We start from the raw sequence: 22,485 nt of genomic DNA, 5'->3' as shown, positions 1-22,485 counted from the left end.
TCAGGCTCTTAGGCCGGGGTGACGCCGCGCGCACCCCCAGCACGCAGGCGCTGCGCAATCGCGTCGCCCAGTGCTTCCGCTTGCGCCAGTGTGGTGACCGGGGCAGAGGCCTGGGCGCGCACCAGCGGGGCTTTGTCCTCGGGGTCGCCCCAGGCGGCGTCCAGCTGCAGCACGCCCTGGGTGAAGGTGCCGTGCGCTGCCAGGGGCATCGAGCAGCTGCCCCCCATGGCGCGGCTCACGGCGCGCTCGGCGGCCACGGTCAGCCAGGTGGTCTGGTGGGCCAGCGGTGCCAGCGCGTCGATCAGGTCTTGCCGGTCGCTGCGCACCTCGATGCCCAGCGCGCCCTGGCCTGCAGCAGGCAGCATGGCGCTAGGCTCGAACGTGGTGCGGATGCGGGCTTCCAGCCCCAGGCGCTTGAGGCCTGCGGCGGCCAGCACGATGGCGTCGTACTGGCCTTCGTCCAGCTTGCGCAGACGGGTGTCGAGGTTGCCGCGCAGGGGCTCGATCTTCAGGTCAGGCCGCAGAGCCTGCAGCAGCACCTGGCGGCGCAGGCTCGACGTGCCCACCACGGCACCCTGCGGGAGGGCGTCCAGGTTCTCGTAGCGGGGGGAGACAAAGGCATCGCGCGGGTCTTCACGCTCCATCACGCAGGCCAGGGCAAAGCCCTCGGGCAGCTCCATGGGCACGTCCTTGAGCGAATGCACGGCAATGTGGGCGCGGCCTTCTTCCAGCGCCACTTCCAGCTCTTTCACAAACAGGCCCTTGCCGCCCACCTTGCTGAGGGACTTGTCCAGAATCTGGTCGCCCTTGGTGGTCATGCCCAGCAGTTGCACGCTGTGGCCACGGGCTTCGAGCAGCGCTTTGACATGCTCGGCCTGCCACAGCGCAAGGCGACTTTCGCGGGTGGCGATGACGATGAGGGGCGTTGGCGAGGGGCTCAAGTTCGTAACCTGTTTGTAATTATTCAGCGGCGCAGGATGCTAGCATGCGCCCGCACTGGGGCTGGTGCGGCCTGCGGCCATGCGGGCTCAACGCGCCAGGCCATCCCACCCATCCCGGAGACTCCTGCATGAAACGATCCGACAAGGACCAGCCCCTGATTGATGACATCCGCCTGCTGGGCCGTATTCTGGGCGACGTGATCCGGGAGCAGGAGGGGGTGGAGGCTTATGAGCTGGTCGAGCAGGTCCGCAAGCTCTCCGTGGCCTTCCGCCGCGACGCCGACCAGGAGGCCGACCGCGCGCTCAAGAAGCTGCTCAAGTCCCTGTCGGGCGACCAGACGGTGAGCGTGATCCGCGCCTTCACCTATTTCAGCCACCTGGCCAACCTGGCCGAAGACCGCCACCACATCCGCCGCCGCGCGGTGCACGAGCGCGCAGGCGACACGCAAGAGGGCAGCATCGAGGTCGCCCTGTCGCGCCTGCGCTGGGCAGGCATTGCGCCCAAGACGATTTCGCAGACGCTGGCGGGCAGCTACGTGGCCCCCGTGCTCACGGCTCACCCCACCGAGGTGCAGCGCAAGAGCATTCTGGACGCCGAGCGCGACATCGCCCAGTTGTTGGCCACACGCGACGACATCCAGGTGCGCGCCCAGCTCTACAACAGTGCCAAGGACGCGCTCACCCCGCGCGAGCTGGCTGCCAACGAAGCCCTGCTGCGTGCCCGTGTGGCGCAGTTGTGGCAGACGCGCCTGCTGCGCTACAGCAAGCTCACGGTGGCTGACGAGATCGAAAACGCGCTTTCTTATTACGAAGCCACCTTTCTGCGTGAGATCCCCAAGATCTATGCGGACCTGGAAAACGAGCTGGGCCAGTACCCTGTGCACAGCTTCTTGCGCATGGGCCAGTGGATTGGTGGCGACCGTGACGGCAATCCCAACGTCACCGCGCAGACCTTGCAATATGCCCTGAGCCGCCAGGCCGAAGTGGCCCTGCGCCACTACCTGACCGAGGTGCACTACCTGGGCGGCGAGCTGTCGCTGTCGGCCCGCCTGGTGCAGGTGTCGGCCGAGATGGAGGCCCTGGCCCAGCGCTCGCCCGACACCAACGAACACCGCGTGGACGAGCCCTACCGCCGTGCGCTGACTGGCATCTACGCGCGCCTTGCCGCATCGCTCAAGGATCTGACCGGTGGCGAAGCCGCGCGCCATGCGGTGGCGCCACAAAACGCCTATGCCAGTGCCGAGGAGTTCCTGGCCGACCTGCAGGTGATCGAGGCCTCGCTGCAGTCCCACCATGGCCAAGCCTTGGCTGCCGAGCGACTGCACCCGCTGATCCGCGCCGTGCAAGTGTTTGGCTTCCACCTGGCCACGGTGGACCTGCGCCAAAGCTCCGACAAGCATGAGGAGGTGGTGGCCGAGCTGCTGGCCAAGGCCCGTATCGAGCCCAACTATGCCAACCTGCAAGAGGCCGCCAAGCGCGCACTGCTGATCAAGCTGCTGAACGACGCGCGCCCGCTGCGCGTGGTAGGCGCCGAGTATTCCGCGCACGCCCAGGGCGAGCTGGCCATCTTTGAAACCGCCCGTGTGATGCGCGAGCGCTTCGGGCATGAGGCGATTCGCCACTACATCATCAGCCACACCGAAACGGTGAGCGACCTGCTGGAGGTGCTGCTGCTGCAAAAGGAAGTGGGGCTGATGAACGGCACGCTGGATGCCGAGTCGAAGAACCTCCTTATCGTGGTGCCCCTGTTCGAAACCATCGAAGACCTGCGCAATGCCGCGCCCATCATGCGCGAGTTCTATGCGCTGCCCGGTGTGGCAGCTCTGGTGCAGCGCAGCGGCGGCGAGCAGGACATCATGCTGGGCTACAGCGACAGCAACAAGGATGGCGGCATTTTCACCAGCAACTGGGAGCTGTACCGCGCCGAGATCGCCCTCGTCGAACTCTTCGATGAACTCGCCACCACCCACGGCATCCAGCTGCGCATGTTCCATGGCCGGGGCGGCACTGTCGGCCGTGGCGGTGGCCCCAGCTACCAGGCCATTCTGGCGCAGCCGCCCGGCACCGTGCGCGGCCAGATCCGTCTGACGGAGCAGGGCGAAGTCATCGCCTCCAAATACGCTAACCCCGAAATCGGCCGACGCAACCTGGAAACTCTGGTCGCCGCCACGCTCGAAGCCACCCTGCTGCAGCCCACCAAGCCCGCCACCAAGGCGTTTTTGGATGCTGCTGCGCAGCTCTCGCTGGCCAGCATGGGCAGCTACCGTGCGCTGGTGTACGAGACCCCGGGCTTTACCGACTACTTCTTCAACTCCACGCCCATCCGCGAGATCGCCGAGCTCAACATCGGCTCGCGCCCTGCCAGCCGCAAGGCCAGCCAGAAGATCGAAGACCTGCGCGCCATCCCCTGGGGCTTCAGCTGGGGCCAGTGCCGCCTCACGCTGCCCGGCTGGTTCGGTTTTGGCTCGGCTGTGGAAGCCTTCATCAACACCGAAGGCAAGGACCCCAAGGCCCAGCTGGCGCTGCTGCAGAAGATGTACCGCCAGTGGCCATTCTTCCGCACCCTGCTGTCCAACATGGACATGGTGCTGGCCAAGAGTGATCTGGCCCTGGCGTCGCGCTACAGCGAACTCGTGACCGACGCGCGTCTACGCAAAAAGGTGTTCACCAGCATCGAGGCCGAGTGGCACCGCACGGCCGATGCACTCACCCGCATCACGGGCGACAAGCAGCGCCTGACGCACAACACGGCGCTGGCGCGGTCCATCAAGCACCGCTTCCCGTACATCGATCCGCTGCACCACTTGCAGGTCGAGCTGGTGCGCCGCTGGCGCGCAGGGCAGGGCGACGAGCGGGTGCAGACCGGGATTCACATCTCCATCAACGGGATTGCAGCGGGGCTGCGCAATACAGGCTGATCTGCGGGCACAGCGGTCCGAACCCGCACTTTCCGGCTCGCTGCCATCGCAGGCACCCACAACAAAAAGGGCTCCCAATGGGAGCCCAGTTTGTTTGGCCAGTGTGGAACTGTGTGTCTAAAACACCTCCCATGGCAGCAGCATCCGCACCGCGCGAAGTGCCACCACCATGGGAAGTCCCGCAACTGCGTCAATCGGTCATGCGATTACATGGCGCTGAATTCGCCCGAAGGGATCTGGCCGGTGCGCACGGCTTCGGCAGCCTGGGCACGCACGGCAGCGCGGTCAGCGGTGGATTGGTAGGTCACTACACGCGAGCCTGCGGGTTCCATGTTGTGGGTGCGGGCTTCGACGACAGCTTCGGTAGCCACTTCAGCGCGGGTGCGGTTGGTGTCGAACTTCAGGGCAAATTGCGAGCCATCGGCTTCGTCTGCATGGGCGCCAAAAGCAGCGAAAGCGGCAACAGCGGCGACGGAGAGGAAACGAGCGGTCTTGTTCATGATGAAAATCCTTGAAAGTTAAAAAGCGTCTCAAAAAAGCCAGTCGCCTTGCGGGTTCGGCTCATCGATGGGATGAACTGTACGCCGATGGTGTTCAGGGAAAAACCACCCAGTCGCAAACTAACTGTTCCAGTATTGGAAACAATCACCAATGACAGTTGGGTGGCGCAGTTGCGCCCTGGTGTTCGGTAATTCGGGGAGCTGCATCTCTGGTGCGATGCCAGAGTCCACGTGTGGAACAGGTGCAGAGATCCGGACCGCCCGAGCCGCAGTGACGGCGTCAGTGGCAGACGCCGCGTCGCTCGGTGGCCAAGTCGCTCAGTCGCCCAGCAACTCGCCCACGGCCTTCAGGTCTTCCACCCGGTCGCACACGGCCTTCACGGCCATCATCACCGGGATGCCCAGCAGCAGTCCCCACAGGCCCCACAGCCAGCCCCAGGCCAGCACGCTGATGAACACGGCCACGGGGCTCATGCTGCTGGTGCGGCTGGTGAGCCAGGGGGTCAGCAGGTTGCCGATCAGTGTGTGGATGACCAGCGAGGCACCGCCAATGGCCATGGCCATGTCGAGCGTGCCGAACTGCAAGAAAGCCACCAGGGCCGAGGCCCCTGTGACCAGCGCCGAGCCGATGTATGGCGCGAGGTTGAGCACGGCTGCCACCACCCCCCATACGGCGGCGTTTTCCAGCCCCAATGCCCAATAGGCCGCGCCGGTGGCCAGGCCGACCAGCACGCTGGTGAACACCTGCAGCAGCAGATAACGCTGTATCTGCTGGGTGATGTCCTGCAGCACATGGATGGTGACCTTGCGCCGCTCCAGGCTGGTGCCCGCAATGCGCAGCAGCTTGTCTCGGAACAGGTTGCCCGAGGCGAGGGCAAAATAGGTCAGGAACACCACCACCATCAGCTGCCCCAGCGCCGACATCAGGCCCATGGTGCCGCTCCACAGGTAGTCGCGGATGTTGAAGGGCGGACGCTCCACGATCACCCGCTGCACGCCCCGGCGGGGCGCTGCGCTGGCGGCGCTGTTTTCGTTGGCGGCCTGCTCGATCTGGGTGGCCGCCTTCTGCACAGTGTCCAGCGGACTGCTGCCACCCGCGCGTGCCTTGAGGTTGTCGCGGACCTTCTTGGCGGCGACAGGAACCGAGTCCACCAGTTGGGCCGCCCCGTCGCTGAGCGACCAGGCCGTGCTGGCCAGCCCGGCGACGATGGCCACCAGCAACAAGCCCGCCCCCAGCGCCCGCGGCACATGCCACCGGGCCATCATCTCCACCGCTGGCCGCAGCGCAATGGTCAGCAACAAGCTCAGCATGATCGGGATGAACACCGCACTGGCCCAGTGCAGCAGCGCCACGCTGGCGAACAGTGCCAGCAACGCGAGGGAGAGGTTGCGCACGTCCACGGGCATGTGGAGCATGAGAGGGGCTGCGTGGGACGCCGGACCGGCTGCCGGGGCGTACCCTGCTATTTCAGGGGCATCGGAGTCCTGGCGGGGTGCAGCGTCTGCTACCGATGCGGCTGTTGCTTGTCCCTCCTCCAAGGGAGTTTGCGAGGAGGGCGTGGAAGTGGGCTCAGTCGTCATGCGCCGATTGTGAGGGGGCCTTCTAACAATGCATGTAGGCGTTCAGCGCTTGGTACGGCACGGCCCACGGTCCTCAGCAGAGCGGCAAGGTGCGTTCCTTGTTGAGAGCATCTACGGTGCCCAGCAACTGTGGCCAGTAGGTGGGCAGGGCCGACCATGGGGCTCCGATAGCCAGGTTGGTGGCGTACACCATGCCCGTGTTCAGGCGTGGGCGGTTCGCATTCTTCACGGCTGCTTGCATCTCGGTGCAGGTGCTGGCCGAGTGCACCAGCATCGCTTGCGCTGTGTTGGCCTTGGCATAGACCCAGGTGCTCGACGGCTGTGGATCCACGTTCTGGTACGCGGCTGAATTGCCTGCGTAGGTCACCAGCGTATCAGCAACCGCGGCGTAGGCCGGGACAGGGTAGGTGCCAGGATTGCCAACCAGGAGAGGGGTGCCTGGAGCGCTGGCACCCGTACTCATGCCCGAGGTCAATCCCTTGACGTAGTTGTAGATGTCCTGGAAGTAAGCGACCCGCGCGCTGTCGGTGGCCATGCCGTCCAGAAAAAAGCCATCAAGCAGTTTGGGATAGAGCCTGATGTAGTTGTCGATGGTGGTCTTGACGTCGGCGACGGAGAGCGTGCCGCCGCTGCTCGATGAGGTTGCCACATACCCGATCACGCGGTTGCTGGTGCCTGACACCGCCCGGAAGGCTTTGACTGCGGTGGTGAGGTCGCTATCTTCCTTGGTGGAAGCTGTCAGGATGCCGCTGTTGGTGCTGGCGATAACGTTGATCTGAACATCGGGATAGCTGGTCGCTCCGCTCGTCAGCGTGGCCCAGGGGGACGATGTACCGGTGGCCGTGAAATAGGCGGGGACCAACACCTGCAGCGGCTTGTGAGCGGGGCGCACATAGTACGTCAGGCTGTCACTGGCCGAGTTGGCGCTGCTGGTGGCAGTGGCTGTCACCTGAAATGTCGCGGTGGGCGGCAGGCTGCTGACCGTCAAGGTGGTGCTGGCGACACCACCAACCGTTGTGGGTGCCACAGGGGCCAGGGTGCCCGCAGTGCTGGGGTTCACGGCGAAGGTGGCAGCGGTGCCGTTTGGCGCGGCGCTGCCGTTCGTAGAGACATTGACGGACAGAGGCTCCGAGCTGCTGGGTTCAAGCACGTTGTTGGCGGACTGCACGAAACTCACGCTGACGGGGGCCGCAGCAGGCGGAGGTGGCGGTGCAGGCGGCGCGGGCGTGGCAGTTTTGTCCGATCCGCCGCCGCAGCCAGCCAGCGCGGCGGTCAAGGCCAGCAGGGACGCGAGGCGTTGTGTCGTGTTCTTGGTGTGCATGGTCTTCCGGGGTTTATTGGGTGTACGGCTATTGTGAGTGCTTGTAGTGGCGTCACCAAGCGCTGAAATCGCGGCTTAAGGTGGGGAAAGACGGCTTTGTTATGCCGATCACGGATGGCTGGCGCCACTAACATGGCCCCATGCGATCTTCCCTCCTGCGCATTTCGACCGTTGTGCCGTTGCTGGCAGCAACGCTGCTGGCTGGCTGCGGCACCCTGGACGTGCCACGCGCCGACAACTATCCCGCTACTGGCCAGAAAAAGGCCCGCGCCGTGCACCACTGGGATGTGCTGGCTGGGGATGTGGCTGGGCGAGTTGCCGAGAAGATCGCGTCCTGGCCTGCAGGCGAGTACCCCATTCACGTGACGGTGGCGGACAAATCCAGCTTCAACGCGGGTTTCCTCAAACTGCTGACAGTGCATTTGTTGAACCGCGGCGTTGTCCTTTCCACGGTTCCTACTGCGGTGGAGCTGGAGGTGCAGACCCAGGTGGTTCAACACCTGGCCGGTGTTCCGCCCAATTTCCCTGTCCCGATCGCTGGGACCCTCATCGGGACCGGCGTGGGGGTATGGCGTGACTGGAAGGTGCACTATTCGGATCGCACTTTGCTCCCAGGCGTTGCGACAGCACTGGGGGTGGGAGCGGGCTTGGCATTGGACATGGCCCATCTGTACACGCAAGGTGCCGCAGCGGGCGGGCCTACGCGGACTGAAGTTCTGATCACTACGACTCTCAAGAGCCGTGACCGTTATTTGGCTGGTTCCGCAGACCTGTATTACATCGAGCGGGAAGATGCCGCGCTGTACCAGCCAGAGGTCTTGGTGCCCGCACCGGCGCCCACCCCCGTTAAAACCTGGCGGGTGGTGGCACCATGATGCGCCGTTTCCATCCCGGCAAGCTCAGGTCCGCGTGGTGCTTGGGCATGGTGGTGGTGTCGGCCCTGGCGCTGCAGGGCTGCTCGACCAACCCGGTCCACAGCTACTACTACGGCAACAGTGCGGGTGGCGTGTCGCGCACCGACCTGATCGAGGTGAACGACCGGGCAACGGATGCCTTGCTGCTCAACGCGCCGCTCGACGCGAGCCAGCCGCTGTTGGTGGCCACCCTGGTCAATGTGGACCGGCTCAACGAGTCGTCGCGGCTGGGGCGCATCTTTTCGGAGCAGATCGCGGGGCGCATGGTGCAGCGCGGGCTGCGCGTGACGGAGGTGAAGCTGCGCGACAACCTGGTTTTGCACCGCGAACAGGGCGAGTTGCTGCTGTCGCGCGAGGTGCGGGAGGTCAGCCAGGCGCAGAACGCGCAGGCCGTGGTCGTGGGCACGTACGCGGTGTCGGCCTCGGTGGTGTATATCAGCCTTAAGCTGGTGAACCCGGTGGGCAACCATGTGATTGCGGCGCACAACTACGCGGTGCCCGTGGACGAGAACGTGCGCACCTTGCTTGCGGGGCGTTGATGGGTGGATCGGCGTTCTGCCTTGCACCACATTCCATCGGCAGACAGCAGACAGCAAAAAGGCCCCGAATAGGGCCTTATTTGTTTGCTATCTAATCAATAGCTAGAGCGGCAATATGCACTAGCGCATCGGGCGCTTTTGGCTCAAAAAAAAAGCCAAGGTGTCAATGCAACATCAGCGCACCGGCGGTCTTGCTCTTGCCGGCACGGGCGGGCGGGTTGCACAGGCCGCAGGTGAAATGGCGGTTTTCGTACAGCTCGGTCACGAACTGGCCGCTGCACTGGCTGCACTTGGTGCGGGTCAACATGCCGGCGTCCACGAATTTCACCAGGCGCCAGGCGCGGGTGAAGGACAGCAGGGGTTCGATCTCGGCTGTGGCGACTTGTTCGTTGTACAGGCGGTAGGCCTTGGTCAGCAGCTCCACCGAATCCAGGTCCACGCCCTTGGACAGGTACTCGTAGATGTTCAAAAACAGCGAGCTGTGGATATTCTCTTGCCAGGTCAGGAACCAGTCGGTGGAGAAGGGCAGCTGGCCTTTGGAGGGCGACTTGCCCGCGATCTCCTTGTACAGGCGGATCAGGCGTTCATACGACAGCGTGGTCTCGGACTCCAGCACCTGCATGCGGGCGCCCATTTGGATCAGCATGGCTGCGCGTTCGATCTGCTTGGATTCGTTCAGAACGCTTTTGACAGGGGCTTTGGCGGCGGCGGTGGTGGTGGAGGACATGGCGGGCTTTCGGTGAGAACGGGACAACGCTGCGGGCTAGTGCTTCAGAGCACTTCCGACACGCGGCTGGCCATCAGGATGTTGGCGTGCAGGGTGTTGGTGGCGTCGTTGCCCACCTTCTTGGCCGAGTGGTTGGTCAGCAAGCTCCACACCAGGTTGTCGTCCACGCGGAAGCTGCAAAGTAGCGTGTTGCGGGAGGCCAGTTTCATCACTTGCGCGGCCGACAGCGAAGCGAGAATATCGGCAGACTCCTCGTTCATGCCCAGACGGAAAACCGCTTCGGCCTTGTCCTGACGGATCAGGGTTTGGGCCAGCATCAGGTAGGTGAGGTTGGCTTCGCGGATTTCAGCGAGGATTTGTTCGTTGGTCATGGCGGCTTCCTTTTTTCCAGTACCGGGTCTTGCGTGGCCTGCTGACTGCAGGTTTTGCGTGATCCGTTGAAATGGATTGTGAAACCGCCCCAATCAGAAATTAAGTCGGGGTTTGGCTGTGCCGCGTGTCTGGTTTCGCGGTGGGCTGTGTAGGAATTTGCCCTACAAGCAGATCAGGCGTCTGCTGGCTTTCAAGAGGGGTGCATCTGCTGCGTTGGCAGGCGCCGGTCCCCGAATTCTGCTCATGGTTTTGATAGCGCCTGCAAAACCATCTTTTTTGCGCTTTTGCAACCGGCGGCGTTCGTTAGGCGCCGCAGTCAGCGCTGTTCAGCCTTTTTCGACGGGGCGAGTTGGGTCTGAACACCATTCGCTCCAGCTGCCCGCAAACAGTGCGGTGTGCCCCAGGCCGGCAATCTCCATGGCCAGCAGATTGGGCACGGCGCTCACGCCGCTGCCACACTGGTGCACCACGGTTGCAGGATTGCGGCCTGCCAACAAGGCGTCGAACTCTGCGCGCAGTGTGGCTGCGGGTTTGAAGCGGCCGTCGGCGCCGATGTTTTCGGCAAACGGCCGGTTGAGTGCGCCCGGAATGTGGCCGGCCACCGGGTCCAGCGGCTCCACCTCGCCCCGGTAGCGGGCGCCGGCGCGGGCATCGATCACGGTCTGGTCTGCGGGGCGCTGCAGGCGGGCCAGGACATCGCTGGCCGTGGCCAGCTGGCGCAAGGGCTCGTTCAGTGCAAAGTGGGACTGGAAGTGCGACGGCTCTTCTCCGCTGTGGATCGCACCACCTGCGGCCTGCCAGGCCTGCAGCCCGCCGTCGAGCACGGCCACGGCGTCATGGCCTGCCCATTTGAGCATCCACCACAGGCGGCCGCAGTAGTTGGCGCCCTGGCGGTCGTACACCACGGCCTGCATGTTGTTGGCAAAACCCACGCTGGACAGCCACATGGCAAACCGTTCGCGGCTGGGCAGTGGGTGGCGGCCGCCGGATGCGGGCTGGTCAGCCTCCTGCGCCGTCACAGTGCCGGTGGCTCCAGGTGCGCCGTGCTTGGCGCTGAGGTCATTGTCGAGGTTGGCGTACACGGCGCCGGGGATATGGGCTTGCGCATATTGCTGCGCGCCGGCCGTCGGCTGCATGAGTTCGAAGCTGCAATCAAACACCATCAGCGGCGCACCGCTGGCGATGAGGGCTTGCAGGTCGGGGGCGGAGATGAGCGTGGTGTAGGTGGTCATCGGCAGATCAGGTGCAAAGCAACCGGTTGGGCGGGGAGGCCTCCATTGTGGCCATCCCGATGGGGACTGTCCTCGCCTGCGCGCATTGGTTTTTGTATCGGTCAGTGTTCTTCGGCCGGTGCGCCGGGCGCGGCCCGGGCCCGCAAGATGGTGGCCACAATGCCGCTGCCCACGATGAGGGCCATGCCGATCCAGCCGATGGGCGGGATCTTGTCGCCAAACAACAGCACGCTGTAGACGGCGGCAAACACGATGCCCGAATACTGCAGATTGGCCACCACCAGTGTGCCGCGCTGGGTCTTGGCGCTGGCGTAAGCCTTGGTCATGCACAGTTGCCCGCCAGCCGCAAGCACCCCGATGGGCAGCAGCCACAGCGCTTGCCAGCCCGGCCAGTCCGACATGCCGGTGAACAGCATGGCAAAGCCGCCCGCCACCGCGGAGCCCACCGCAAAGTAGAAGACGGTGCGCGACTCAGGCTCGCCCAGGCGCGACAGCGCCACCACCTGCATGTAGGCAAATGCGGCTGACAAGCCGGACATGAGGCCAATCATCCCGGCGAACGCCTGGTTCTGGTCCAGGCTGGGGCGCAGCATCAGCACCACGCCCACGAACCCGGTGAGCACCGTCAGCACCAGCGGGCCTTGCAGCGCAGGCCGGGGCGTGGCGGCGGATGGTCGCCAGGCCAGCAGCGTGCCGCCGACCAGGAAGGCCGCGATCCACACGCTGCTCATGTAGTTGAGCGTCATGGCGGTCGCCAGCGGCAGGTGCGCAATGGCGTAGAACCAGGCGCCCAGCGACGCTACCCCCACGAGGCTGCGCCAGGCGTGCATGCCGGGGTACTGCGTGGACAGCGTCACTTTTTGCGAGCGTGACAGCAGCCAGAGAATCAACATGCCGATGAGGCCCCGGTAACACACCAGCTCGGCGGAGTTGAAGAAGTCCGAGGCGATCTTGACGCACACGCCCATGCTGGCAAACAGGAACGCGGCCAACACCATCCAGAGGGCTTGCATCGGGTTGTGATCTCTTGAAGCGCGCCGTGGGGCGCAAAAATGAAAATAGCTGCCAGCGCTTATTTTTTAAGCACTGGCAGCTATTGTAATGAGAGCAGACCACGGCGGGTCTGCAGATTGGCAGGGTTTTGCCGCCGTATTCAGCGGTTTGGCGTGGTCGGGTCGATGGTGTCCGAGCCCATCGCCTCACGGTACCACTCGTGGAAGTGCTGCATGCCATCTTCCATGGGGCTTTGGTAGGGGCCCACCTCGTTGTCGCCGCGTGCCATCAGGGCCTTGCGGCCCGCGTCCATGCGCTCGCCGATTTCGTCGTCCTCGATGCAGGTCTCCATGTAGGCGGCCTTCTGCGCCTCGACGAACTCGCGCTCGAATGCAGCGATTTCTTCGGGGTAGTAGAACTCCACCATGTTCAGCGTCTTGGTCGGGCTGATCGGGTGCAGCGTGGACACGGTGAGCACATGCGGATACCACTCCACCATGATGTGCGGGTACAGCGTGAGCCAGATGGCGCCATGCTTGGGCGGCTTGCCCTCGCGGTAGGCGAGCAAGGCTTCGTGCCAGCGTTCGTACACGGGGCTGCCGGCCTTGCCCAGGCGGTTGGCTACACCCACGGTCTGCACGGAGTAGTTCTTGCCGAACTCCCAGCGCAGATCGTCGCAGGTGACAAAACTGCCCAGGCCCGGGTGGAAGGGGCCCACGTGGTAGTCCTCCAGATAGACCTCGATGAAGGTCTTCCAGTTGTAGTTGCACTCGTGCAGCTCCACGTGGTCGAGCACGTAGCCGTCAAAGTCCAGGTCGGCGCGTGGTCCCATCTGGGCGAGGTCGGCAGCCACGTCGTAGCCGTTGTCTTCAAACAGCAGGCCGTTCCACTCGCGCAGCTTGTAGTTGTTCAGGTTCAGGCACGGGTCGTGCGCGAAATGCGGTGCGCCCAGCAGCTCGCCCTTGGGGTTGTACGTCCAGCGGTGCAGTGGGCACACGATGTTGCCGCCCGCGCTGCCCTTTTGCTGGGTGTTCAGCGAGCCTTTGCCCTTGAGCATGACCGCCTGCCGGTGGCGGCAGACGTTGGAGACCAGCTCGATACCGCCCTGAGCGTTGCGCACCAGCGCGCGGCCCTCGCCCTCCTGGGGCAGTGCGTAGTAGTCGCCCGCGTTGGGCACAGCCAATTGATGCCCCACATAGCGGGGCCCGCGCTGGAAGATGGTCTCCAGCTCGCGCTGGAACAGCGCATCATCAAAGTAGCTCGAAACTGGTAGTTGGCTTGCGGCCTGCTGCAGTTGAAGACTTAAATCAGACATGGGTGACCTGACCTAAAGACTCCCCACAGAGAGAGTGCGGGAGGTGCGCCCGTGAAGGCGCATCTGGAAAAAGAAAACCGGCTAGGGTGGGTAGCCGGCTCGACGGGAATGGGATTATAGGCGGTGGGGTTATTCCCGCACCCCCGCTACGTGAATAGAAAACACCGGTTCCCGAAAAATAGAGACCTCCCACGGATCGGCCACTGTCTGACACGGGCGCCACAGCGCTGCGCCTAAAATCACCGGTTTTTCACCCGCGCACTGCCGCCCCCTCCATGCCCAAGGCCCCCGCAACCCCTGCTCCTCCCGCCGAACCTGCCAGCTACGAGGCGGCCCTGGAGGAGCTGGAGCAACTCGTGGCCCGCATTGAATCGGGCCAGTTGCCGCTGGACCAGATGCTGGCTGGCTACCAGCGCGGCGCCGCCTTGCTGGCTTTTTGCCGCCACCGGCTCGATGCCGTGCAGGACCAGATCAAGGTGCTGGACGACGGCCAGCTGCAACCATGGAACCAGGAATGAGCGCATTGCCGATGACTTCCTCGACGGTGTTGAACCCGCCCATGGATACGAATCTCTGGAGCCAGAATCACCTCGCCCGTGTGGAGCAGGCGCTGTCCTTGTGGGTGGGCGACGGCGCTCCGGCAGGGCTGGGCGACGCCATGCGTTACGCCGTCCTGGACGGCGGAAAGCGCCTGCGGCCCTTGCTGGTGTTGGCTGCCTACGAGGCGGCGCGCAGCGGCACCTCGCACTCCGTGGCACCCGAGGGCGCGGCGGTTCAGGCAGCTCTGGACGAAGCTGCCCTGCGGGCCGCGTGCGCGGTGGAGCTGATCCACGCGTATTCGCTGGTCCACGACGACATGCCCTGCATGGACAACGACGTGCTGCGCCGTGGCAAACCCACGGTGCATGTGCAGTTTGGCGAAGCCCAGGCCCTGCTGGCGGGTGACGCGCTGCAGGCCTTTGCGTTTGAACTGCTGACCCCCGACAACACCCTGATCCCCGCTGCCACGCAGGCGGCTTTGTGCCGGCTGCTGGCGCGGGCTGCGGGCTCGGCCGGCATGGCGGGCGGACAGGCGATTGACCTAGCCAGCGTGGGCGTGGCGCTGACCGAGGCGCAACTGCGCCAGATGCACCGCCTCAAGACAGGCGCCTTGCTCCAGGGCAGCGTGCTCATGGGGGCCCTGTGTGGCCACGCGGCGCCCACCGCCTACCAGGCCCTGTCAGACTATGGAGCTGCCATGGGGCTGGCGTTCCAGGTGGTGGACGACATCCTGGATGTGGTGGCGGACTCGGCCACCCTGGGGAAAACGGCGGGCAAGGACGCGGCCGCAGACAAACCCACCTACGTATCGTTGCTCGGTCTGGAGCGTGCGCAGGCCTACGCGCAGGAGCTGCTGGCCGATGCCCATGCGGCCCTGGGTCGCAGTGGCTTGCCCGACACCCGTGCCCTGGCAGCCCTGGCGGACATGGTCGTGCGCCGCTCCCACTGAGCCCGGCCCTGGTCCCTGGCGACTCTCTCAATGTCCAAATGCCTGCTGGTGCTTGAATCTCTTGCGCTCGTAGCTATCAAAAGAATAGTCAATGTCCACGACACCCTTCCCCTTGCTGCAGACCATCAATGACCCGGCAGACCTGCGCCGGCTCTCGCGCGCGGACCTCAAGGTGCTGGCGACCGAGTTGCGCGAGTTCGTGCTGCAGAGCGTGTCGCAGACCGGTGGCCACCTCAGCTCCAACCTGGGCACGGTGGAGCTGACCGTGGCTTTGCACCATGTCTTCAACACCCCGGAAGACCGCCTGGTGTGGGATGTGGGCCACCAGACCTACCCGCACAAGATCCTGACCGGCCGCCGCGACCGCATGCACACGCTGCGCCAGATGGGCGGTATCTCGGGCTTTCCGCAACGGGCGGAGAGCATCTACGACACGTTTGGCACAGCGCATTCCAGCACCAGCATCTCGGCAGCCTTGGGCATGGCGCTGGCTGCCAAGCGCAAGGGCGACAACCGCCATGCCGTGGCCATCATTGGAGATGGCGCGATGAGTGCCGGCATGGCGTTCGAGGCGCTCAACAACGCGGGTGTGGCCGACTGCAACCTGCTGGTGGTGCTGAACGACAACGACATGAGCATCAGCCCGCCCGTGGGCGCGCTCAACCGCTATCTCGCGCAACTGATGAGCGGGCAGTTCTACGCCGCCGCCAAGAACGTGGGCAAGACCGTTTTGCGCCCCGTGCCGCCCCTGCTCGAATTTGCCAAGCGCTTCGAGCAACAGGCCAAGGGCATGGTGGTGCCCGCCACGCTGTTCGAGAAATTCGGCTTCAACTACATCGGCCCCATCGACGGGCACGACCTCGATTCGCTGATCCCCACCCTGGAGAACATCAAGAGCCTCAAGGGTCCGCAGTTCCTGCACGTGGTCACCAAGAAGGGACAGGGCTACAAGCTGGCCGAGGCCGACCCCGTGGCCTACCACGGCCCCGGAAAGTTCGATCCCTCCGTGGGCCTGACCAAGCCCGCCACGCCGCCCAAGCAGACCTTCACCCAGGTGTTCGGCCAGTGGCTGTGTGACATGGCGGCGCAGGACCCCCGCCTGGTGGGCATCACGCCCGCCATGCGCGAGGGCTCGGGCATGGTCGAGTTCGAAAAGCGCTTTCCGGACCGCTACTACGACGTGGGCATTGCCGAACAGCACGCTGTCACGTTCGCTGCGGGCATGGCCTGCGAGGGCGTGAAGCCCGTGGTGGCCATCTACTCCACGTTTTTGCAGCGTGGCTACGACCAGTTGATCCACGACGTGGCCTTGCAGAACCTGCCCGTGGTGTTTGCACTGGACCGTGCGGGCCTGGTGGGCGCCGACGGTGCCACGCACGCAGGCGCTTATGACATCCCGTTCGTGCGCTGCATTCCGAACATGAGCATGGCCTGCCCCGCCGACGAGCGCGAATGCCGCCAGTTGCTCAGCAGTGCGTTTGAACAGGACCACCCCGTGGCCGTGCGTTACCCGCGTGGTAGCGGCGCGGGTGTGGCGCCGCTGGCTGCGCTCGATGGCCTGCCGTTCGGCAAAGGCGAGATCCGCCGCGAGCGCAAGGGTGATGTGGACGGCAAGGCGCCCCGCATTGCCATCCTGGCGTTTGGCACCTTGCTGTATCCCGCGCTCGAAGTGGGCGAGGCGATCGATGCCACCGTGGTCAACATGCGCTGGGCCAAGCCCATCGATGAGGCCTTGCTGCGCGAGGTGGCCGAGCGGCACGACGCCCTCGTGACGGTCGAAGAGGGCGCCATCATGGGTGGGGCGGGCAGCGCAGTGACCGAGGCACTCAACGCCATGGGCCTTGTGCGCCCCGTGTTGCAGCTCGGGCTGGCCGATGTCTTCATTGAGCATGGTGACCCGGCCAAGTTGCTGGCGTTGCAGGGGCTGGATGCAGCCGGCATTCGCGCATCGATTGCAGCGCGGTTTTTGCCAGGCAGCGCGGGCTAAAAGGCGGAGGGCTGCGGTCAGCGCAGCGCGTTGGCCTTTGGATGCCGGGAGGGTCTTTGCACCGCTGTCGCGCAGATGCTTGCAGAACCCTGAAGGTGTGTGTTGGCGCCGGACTTTCGCGGGAAAACCCGCAAAAGTCCTGGGGGGCATGTTCCTACAATGGTCCCGGCTGAAACATGTCCTTGGTCGGCCGTGCACAACGCGTGCGCACCAAGTTTTGCAATCAATATATCGGAGAGAACCTCATGGATCGTCGTTCAATCATCAAGCATGCTGGCATTGCCGGTGTGCTGGCTGCAGGCGCTGCGCCCGCCGTCCACGCCCAGGCTGCCATTCGCTGGCGTCTGGCCTCCAGCTTCCCCAAGTCGCTGGACACCATCTATGGCGGCGCTGATGTGTTCTCCAAGGCCGTCAAGGCCATGTCGGGCGGCAAGTTTGAAATCTCCGTGCACGCTGGTGGCGAGCTGATGCCTCCCTTCGGCGTGGTGGACGGCGTGCAGCAAGGCACCGTGGAAATGGCACACACCGTGCCTTACTACTTCTACGGCAAGAACCCCGCCTTCGCGCTGGGCTCGGCAGTGCCTTTCGGCTTCAATGCCCGCCAGATGAACGCCTGGATGTTGCATGGCAACGGCCGCAAGCTCATGAACGAGTTCTACGGCGGTTTCAACATGATCAGCTTCGCAGGTGGCAACACCGGCACGCAGATGGGTGGCTGGTTCCGCAAGGAAATCAAGTCGCCTGCCGACTTCAAGGGCATGAAGATGCGCCTGGGTGGCGGCCTGATCGGTGAAGTGATGCAGAAGCTGGGTGCTGTGCCTCAGAGCATCCCTGGCGGCGAAATTTACCAAGCCCTCGAAAAGGGCACGCTGGATGCCGCCGAGTGGGTGGGTCCGTACGATGACCAGAAGCTGGGCTTCAACAAAGTTGCTCCGTTCTACTACTACCCCGGCTGGTGGGAAGGTGGTCCTGAAGTGGACTTCTTCGTCAACCAGAAGGCGTTCGACGGCCTGTCGGCTGAGAACAAGGCCATCATCGAAGCCGCAACCAACGTGGCCCACGTGGACATGCTGGCCAAGTACGACGCGCTGAACCCCACGGCCCTGAAGCAGCTCGTGGCTGCCAAGACCAAGGTGCTGCCTTTCTCGCAAGCTGTGATGGACGCTTCGTTCAAGGCTTCGATGGAAGTGTTCGCCGAGAACGACGCCAAGAGCCCCGAGTGGAAGAAGATCTACGCCGACATGCGTGCCTTCCAGCGCGACCAGATCCTCTGGTTCCGCTTTGCCGAAGCTCGCTACGACACCTTCATGTCTGCACAGAAGATCTGATAGCCCGGCTGCGGCGCAAGCCGCAGGGCGTGTCGATCAGAAAACCCGCCTGGTTCGCCTGGCGGGTTTTTTTGCGTCTGGTGGGTGGTATGGGGTGGGGTGCTCGGTCCCGCCGTACTGCGGGGCAGATGATGCCGCCGGGATGCCCGGCGATGTTCGGTCGGCTGGCGTTCAAGGTGTCGCCCTTGTTGCTGTGATCGGCAGGTCTGCGTGATCCCTCGGCGCAAACGTTTCTGATGGGATACCAGGGGTGGTTGAGGCCATCGCTTCCCGTGGTGTGCGAAGTCCGTTTAGCGCCACAGGCAGACGCTTGCCAGCGGGTTAAGTGGTGCGAAGAAGCCAACGTCTCAACGCGTGGCGGTCGTTTTGCTGTAGGTCCTTAGGTTTTGGGGACGGCAACGTCGAGCCGTTCGTTGACGGTCCTGTCTTTGAGCACGCTCTGCACGCCATAGGCCCATGAAAAAAGCCCCGGCAGATGACATCTGCCGGGGCTCTGGTTGCTTCAGGGGCTGGTCAACAGCCCTGTGCGGTTCGGATCACTTCTTCTCGTTGGCCAGCGAATCCTGCAGGGCCTTGAGTGGGTCGTCTGCAGCGGGGGCCGCAGTATCGCCAGGGGCAGCTCCAGCGCCTTCCATGCCAGCCGTGGGGTCGGTGGCCTCGGGGGCTCCGGCCGCGTCGGGCATGGTGGCTTCCATTTCCATACGGACCTTGTCCAGGTCATACACCTCGGCCTTGTCCAGGCCGCTGGAGACGATGCCTGGGAAGGCGATGATCAGGCCCACCATCATCAACTGGATGATCAGGAATGGGATGGCACCCCAGTAGATCTGCGGCGTGGTCACCGGCGCAATCATCTTCTTGGTGACCTTGTCGAGGTATTCCTTCGCCGGGGCCACGCTGCGCAGGTAGAACAGCGCGAAGCCGAACGGTGGGTGCATGAACGAGGTCTGCATGTTCACTGCCAGCAACACACCAAACCAGATCAGGTCAATGCCCAGCTTGTTGGCCACCGGGGCCAGCAGGGGCACCACGATGAAAGACAGCTCAAAGAAGTCCAGGAAGAACGCCAGGAAGAACACCATGATGTTCACGACGATCAGGAATCCCAGCTGGCCACCGGGCAGGCCGGTCAGCAGGTGTTCCACCCACAGCGGGCCGTCCACGCCCTGGAAGGTCAGGCCGAACATCGTCGCGCCCACCAGAATGAACACCACAAAACACGACAGCTTGGTGGTGGTGGTGACTGCCTGTTTGAGCAGCGAGAAGCTCAGGCGACCACGGATGATGGCCATGATGCCTGCGCCTAAAGCGCCCATGGCGCCGCCTTCGGTGGGGGTTGCAACACCCAGGAAGATGGTGCCCAGCACCAGGAAGATCAGCAGCAGCGGGGGAATCAGCACGAACGTCACGCGTTCCGCAGCCTTGGACAGCAGGCCCAGGCGGGTGATCTTGTTGACGCTGGCAACCACGAAGGCCAGGGCCACGCCAAAGCACATGGCCACCACGATGGTTTCGTCCAGCGCCACGCGTTCCACCGCCTCGCCTGACCACCAGGTGTGCAGGGCGGCCATGTTCTTGGCCACATACATCGAGGCGGCCACGCAGATGCCGGTCAGCACCAGCAGGGAGGTCACACCGCTCTTGCCGTTGTCGTCACGCAGCGTACGGGCTTCGGGCGGGATCGCAGGCACCCATTGCGGCTTGAAGATTGCCAGCAGGATGACGTACAGCGCATAGAAGCCGGTGAGCATCAGGCCGGGCAGGAAGGCGCCCTTGTACATGTCGCCCACGCTGCGGCCCATCTGGTCGGCAATGATGATCAGCACCAGCGACGGCGGAATGATCTGTGCCAGGGTTCCGGACGCGGCAATCACGCCCGCAGCCAGTCGGCGGTCATAGCCATAGCGCAGCATGATGGGCAGCGAGATCAGGCCCATCGAGATCACCGACGCAGCCACCACGCCCGTGGTGGCTGCCAGCAGCGCGCCCACAAAGATCACGGCCAGTGCCAGGCCACCCCGGATGGGGCCAAACAGCTGGCCAATGGTGTCCAGCAGGTCTTCCGCCATCCCGCTTCGCTCCAATATGAGCCCCATGAGCGTGAAGAACGGAATGGCCAGCAGGGTGTCGTTCTGCATGATGCCGAAGATGCGCAGCGGCACGGCTTGCAGCAGCGCTTCGGGAAGTACGTTCAATTCAATGCCGATAAAGGCGAAGAAAAGTCCACAGGCGCCCAGACTGAATGCGACCGGGAAGCCCACCAGCAAGAAGCAGATGAGCCCCGCGAACATGATGGGGGCGAGGTTATGGGTCAAAAATTCCATGGTGTGTGCTCCGCTTGGTAGGGCCGCTCAGTGAGCCTCGGCCTTGTTCTTGCCGTTGCCCTTGGCGGCTTCGGCCAGGTTGCGGATGGATTCAGCCAGTTCTTCCTCGGCCGTCTTTTCGACCTTCTTGACCGTCGGATCTTCGATCAGGCCTTGCAGGAAGCCCAGGCGCTTGATGAGTTCAGAAATGCCTTGCAGCCACAGCAGCGTGAAGCCCAGGGGCATCATCAGGTACACGGGCCAGCGGATCAGGCCACCTGCGTTGTTGGACATTTCGCCCGATGCCAGTGCGCGCGTGAAGAACGGAACCCCATACCAGAGCACGGCCAGGCACATGGGGGTGAGAAAGACGATGTAGCCGAACACGTCGATCCAGATCTGCGTGCGCTTGGAAAAGCGGCTCGAGATCACATCGACCTTCACGTGCTCGCCCTGCAGCAGCGTGTAGCCAGCTGCCAGCAGGAACGATGCAGCAAACAGGTACCACTGCACTTCCAGGAATGCGTTGGAGCTGATGTTGAACGCCTTGCGCACCACGGCGTTCACGCCGCTGATGACCGTGGAGGCCAGGATCAGCCAGACCACGTACTTGCCGACCTGGGTGTTAATCCAGTCGATCCCTCTTGATAACTTCAATAGAGCCTGCATGGTGTCTCCAATAAAAAGGCTGTGTGTGCGAGATGCCCGGGCCCCGCGCGGGTAGGCGCTGAGGCAGGGCACACTTTGACGACGGCGCGATTCTACGGAGCACTGTAGGCGGAGTCTGACAGCAGCGTGACGGTGTTATCCCGCAGCAGCTGCTCATTCTTCAGCTATCAAAACTGCAGCAATTAGGGTTTCTTCCTAGGCGTGGAAGCACGCTTTTTCCGCGCAAATTGCCACCACGGCAACACCGTGCTCATGGCCTGCACCTCGCCGCAGTGCCAGGCGGTGTAACCCGGCAGTGTGGTCATGTGTGCCAGCCATTCAGGTGTTTGCAAGAGGGTGCGCAGTGCCAGCGTGGCGGGCTGGTCCAGGCTGGCTTTCAGGCATGCCAGGTGGTAGCGCTCGTGCACCAGGGGGACAAAGTCCAGCCCGCGCGCGCGGGCCGCTAGCTCGATGCCCATGCCCACATCGGCAGCCCCTGCAGCCACGGCCTGGGCGATGGCGGTGTGGGAGGGTTCGTTGAGCGCGTAGCCCACGATGCTCTCTGGGTCCATGCCGGCTTGGGCCAGCAGGTCGTCCAGCAGCACCCGCGTGCCCGAGCCCAGTGGGCGGTTGATGAAGCGGGCGCCGGCACGGGCCACATCGGCCAGGCTGTGCAGGCCCAGCGGGTTACCGGGCGCCACCATGAGCCCCTGGGTGCGCTGCGCAAAGCCAATGATCTTGTGCAGCCCGGGCTGTAGCAGTGGCTGGTAGGTGCGCGCGGTGAGCGACTGTGCGGCTGCGTCAGCCACGGTGTGAAAGCCCGCCAGGGTGCAACGCCCCTCGTTCAGCGCACGGATGGCGTCCACGCTGCCGGTGAACCGGATGTCGAGGTGCAGCGCGCCTGCATCGGTTTGCGTTGCGGCATGTGCACGCAGCGCCGCCAATGCATCGTCATGGCTGGCGTAGAGGGTGAGCACATGGGCGTTGGGGTCGAAGGCGACGGCAAACGCGCGCTCCAGGTCGGCGTGCAGCGCGGCAATCTGGGGCGCCAGGCGGGCCTGGGCCTGGCGTTCGGCCCACAGCAGCTTGCTGCCGAACTCGCTGAGTTGCGCCGACTGGCCCTTGCCCCAGATGATCAATTCGCCGCCCAGCTGGTCTTCCCAGCGTTTGAGGGCGCCCCAGACATGGCGGTAGGACAGGTCCAGCGCGCGCGCAGCGCCCGAGATGGAGCCACGCTCGGCCACCGCCTGCAACAGCTCGGGCAACGGATTGCGGATGAGCGCAGTGCCCGCGTCGCGGCTGAGTGTGTAGTGAAGTTGGACCCTATGCACGGGAGTTCATATCGCTGGATATTGGATGGGTGCCTACGATAGCCCA

Annotated in this window: 19 protein-coding genes; 7 read left to right on the top strand and 12 right to left on the bottom strand. The window is 64.1% G+C overall.

Going from position 1 to position 22,485, the window contains the following annotated elements:
* Positions 1-8: 8 nt before the first annotated feature.
* The gene (gene hemC, locus ASD75_RS22555) at positions 9-941 is read right to left on the bottom strand and encodes a hydroxymethylbilane synthase (RefSeq protein ID WP_056066841.1); all 933 of its coding nucleotides are present in this window, start codon (positions 939-941) and stop codon (positions 9-11) included.
* Positions 942-1,069: 128 nt separating this feature from the next.
* On the opposite strand from hemC, the gene ppc reads away from it, so the two are divergent.
* Complete coding sequence (gene ppc, locus ASD75_RS22550; protein WP_056748236.1) at positions 1,070-3,859, top strand: phosphoenolpyruvate carboxylase; 2,790 nt, start codon at positions 1,070-1,072, stop codon at positions 3,857-3,859.
* A gap of 206 nt (positions 3,860-4,065) precedes the next feature.
* On the opposite strand, the gene ASD75_RS22545 is transcribed toward ppc, so the two are convergent.
* From ASD75_RS22545 to ASD75_RS22535, 3 genes are all read right to left on the bottom strand, one after another.
* Positions 4,066-4,359, bottom strand: coding sequence for a hypothetical protein (locus ASD75_RS22545; RefSeq protein WP_056748234.1), 294 nt, complete (start codon positions 4,357-4,359; stop codon positions 4,066-4,068).
* A gap of 318 nt (positions 4,360-4,677) precedes the next feature.
* Positions 4,678-5,775, bottom strand: a complete 1,098-nt coding sequence (locus ASD75_RS22540) for an AI-2E family transporter (RefSeq protein WP_056748231.1) — start codon at positions 5,773-5,775, stop codon at positions 4,678-4,680.
* A gap of 238 nt (positions 5,776-6,013) precedes the next feature.
* Complete coding sequence (locus tag ASD75_RS22535) at positions 6,014-7,261, bottom strand: spherulation-specific family 4 protein (RefSeq protein WP_056748230.1); 1,248 nt, start codon at positions 7,259-7,261, stop codon at positions 6,014-6,016.
* A 140-nt stretch (positions 7,262-7,401) separates the two neighbouring features.
* Here ASD75_RS22535 and ASD75_RS22530 point away from each other — a divergent pair, with 140 nt between their 5' ends.
* Positions 7,402-8,136: a hypothetical protein gene (locus ASD75_RS22530; protein ID WP_056748228.1), complete on the top strand. Its 735-nt coding sequence runs from the start codon at positions 7,402-7,404 to the stop codon at positions 8,134-8,136.
* Positions 8,133-8,714: a FlgO family outer membrane protein gene (locus ASD75_RS22525; protein WP_056748227.1), complete on the top strand. Its 582-nt coding sequence runs from the start codon at positions 8,133-8,135 to the stop codon at positions 8,712-8,714. Before ASD75_RS22530 ends, ASD75_RS22525 begins: the two co-directional genes overlap by 4 nt.
* A 163-nt stretch (positions 8,715-8,877) precedes the next feature.
* Here ASD75_RS22525 and flhC read toward each other — a convergent pair whose 3' ends face one another.
* The 5 genes from flhC to ASD75_RS22500 all read right to left on the bottom strand — a co-directional run bounded on the left by flhC (position 8,878) and on the right by ASD75_RS22500 (position 13,353).
* Positions 8,878-9,441 carry a flagellar transcriptional regulator FlhC gene (gene flhC / locus ASD75_RS22520; protein WP_015015271.1) on the bottom strand — a complete coding sequence of 188 codons (564 nt, stop codon included), beginning with the start codon at positions 9,439-9,441 and terminating at the stop codon, positions 8,878-8,880.
* Between the two features lie 44 nt (positions 9,442-9,485).
* Positions 9,486-9,812, bottom strand: coding sequence for a flagellar transcriptional regulator FlhD (flhD, locus tag ASD75_RS22515; protein WP_015015270.1), 327 nt, complete (start codon positions 9,810-9,812; stop codon positions 9,486-9,488).
* Positions 9,813-10,139: 327 nt separating this feature from the next.
* The gene (locus ASD75_RS22510; protein ID WP_056748224.1) at positions 10,140-11,045 is read right to left on the bottom strand and encodes a sulfurtransferase; all 906 of its coding nucleotides are present in this window, start codon (positions 11,043-11,045) and stop codon (positions 10,140-10,142) included.
* Between the two features lie 101 nt (positions 11,046-11,146).
* A complete protein-coding gene (locus tag ASD75_RS22505; protein WP_056748222.1) occupies positions 11,147-12,058 on the bottom strand; it encodes a DMT family transporter in 912 nt (303 codons plus the stop codon).
* A gap of 140 nt (positions 12,059-12,198) precedes the next feature.
* Positions 12,199-13,353 (bottom strand): aromatic ring-hydroxylating dioxygenase subunit alpha, encoded by a 1,155-nt coding sequence (locus ASD75_RS22500; protein ID WP_056748219.1) that lies wholly within the window; start codon positions 13,351-13,353, stop codon positions 12,199-12,201.
* Positions 13,354-13,628: 275 nt separating this feature from the next.
* On the opposite strand from ASD75_RS22500, the gene xseB reads away from it, so the two are divergent.
* The 4 genes from xseB to ASD75_RS22480 all read left to right on the top strand — a co-directional run bounded on the left by xseB (position 13,629) and on the right by ASD75_RS22480 (position 18,157).
* Entirely contained in the window at positions 13,629-13,871 is a 243-nt protein-coding gene (xseB, locus tag ASD75_RS22495) for an exodeoxyribonuclease VII small subunit (RefSeq protein WP_056066864.1), read from the top strand.
* Complete coding sequence (locus ASD75_RS22490; protein WP_082565134.1) at positions 13,868-14,842, top strand: polyprenyl synthetase family protein; 975 nt, start codon at positions 13,868-13,870, stop codon at positions 14,840-14,842. Before xseB ends, ASD75_RS22490 begins: the two co-directional genes overlap by 4 nt.
* A 91-nt stretch (positions 14,843-14,933) precedes the next feature.
* Positions 14,934-16,829: a 1-deoxy-D-xylulose-5-phosphate synthase gene (dxs, locus tag ASD75_RS22485; protein WP_056748216.1), complete on the top strand. Its 1,896-nt coding sequence runs from the start codon at positions 14,934-14,936 to the stop codon at positions 16,827-16,829.
* Between the two features lie 245 nt (positions 16,830-17,074).
* Positions 17,075-18,157: a TRAP transporter substrate-binding protein gene (locus ASD75_RS22480; protein ID WP_015015263.1), complete on the top strand. Its 1,083-nt coding sequence runs from the start codon at positions 17,075-17,077 to the stop codon at positions 18,155-18,157.
* A 536-nt stretch (positions 18,158-18,693) separates the two neighbouring features.
* On the opposite strand, the gene ASD75_RS22475 is transcribed toward ASD75_RS22480, so the two are convergent.
* The 3 genes from ASD75_RS22475 to ASD75_RS22465 form a co-directional block, all read right to left on the bottom strand.
* Positions 18,694-20,481, bottom strand: a complete 1,788-nt coding sequence (locus ASD75_RS22475) for a TRAP transporter large permease subunit (protein WP_056748214.1) — start codon at positions 20,479-20,481, stop codon at positions 18,694-18,696.
* A 27-nt stretch (positions 20,482-20,508) separates the two neighbouring features.
* Complete coding sequence (locus tag ASD75_RS22470) at positions 20,509-21,129, bottom strand: TRAP transporter small permease subunit (protein WP_056748212.1); 621 nt, start codon at positions 21,127-21,129, stop codon at positions 20,509-20,511.
* 182 nt (positions 21,130-21,311) lie between these two features.
* The gene (locus tag ASD75_RS22465) at positions 21,312-22,439 is read right to left on the bottom strand and encodes a substrate-binding domain-containing protein (protein ID WP_056748210.1); all 1,128 of its coding nucleotides are present in this window, start codon (positions 22,437-22,439) and stop codon (positions 21,312-21,314) included.
* Positions 22,440-22,485 lie beyond the last annotated feature (46 nt).

The organism is Acidovorax sp. Root568 (assembly GCF_001427445.1).
GTDB classification, from domain to species: Bacteria; Pseudomonadota; Gammaproteobacteria; order Burkholderiales; family Burkholderiaceae_C; genus Acidovorax; species Acidovorax delafieldii.
Note: the sequence above shows the minus strand (reverse complement) of the source record. Positions and strands in the feature narration are given on the sequence as shown.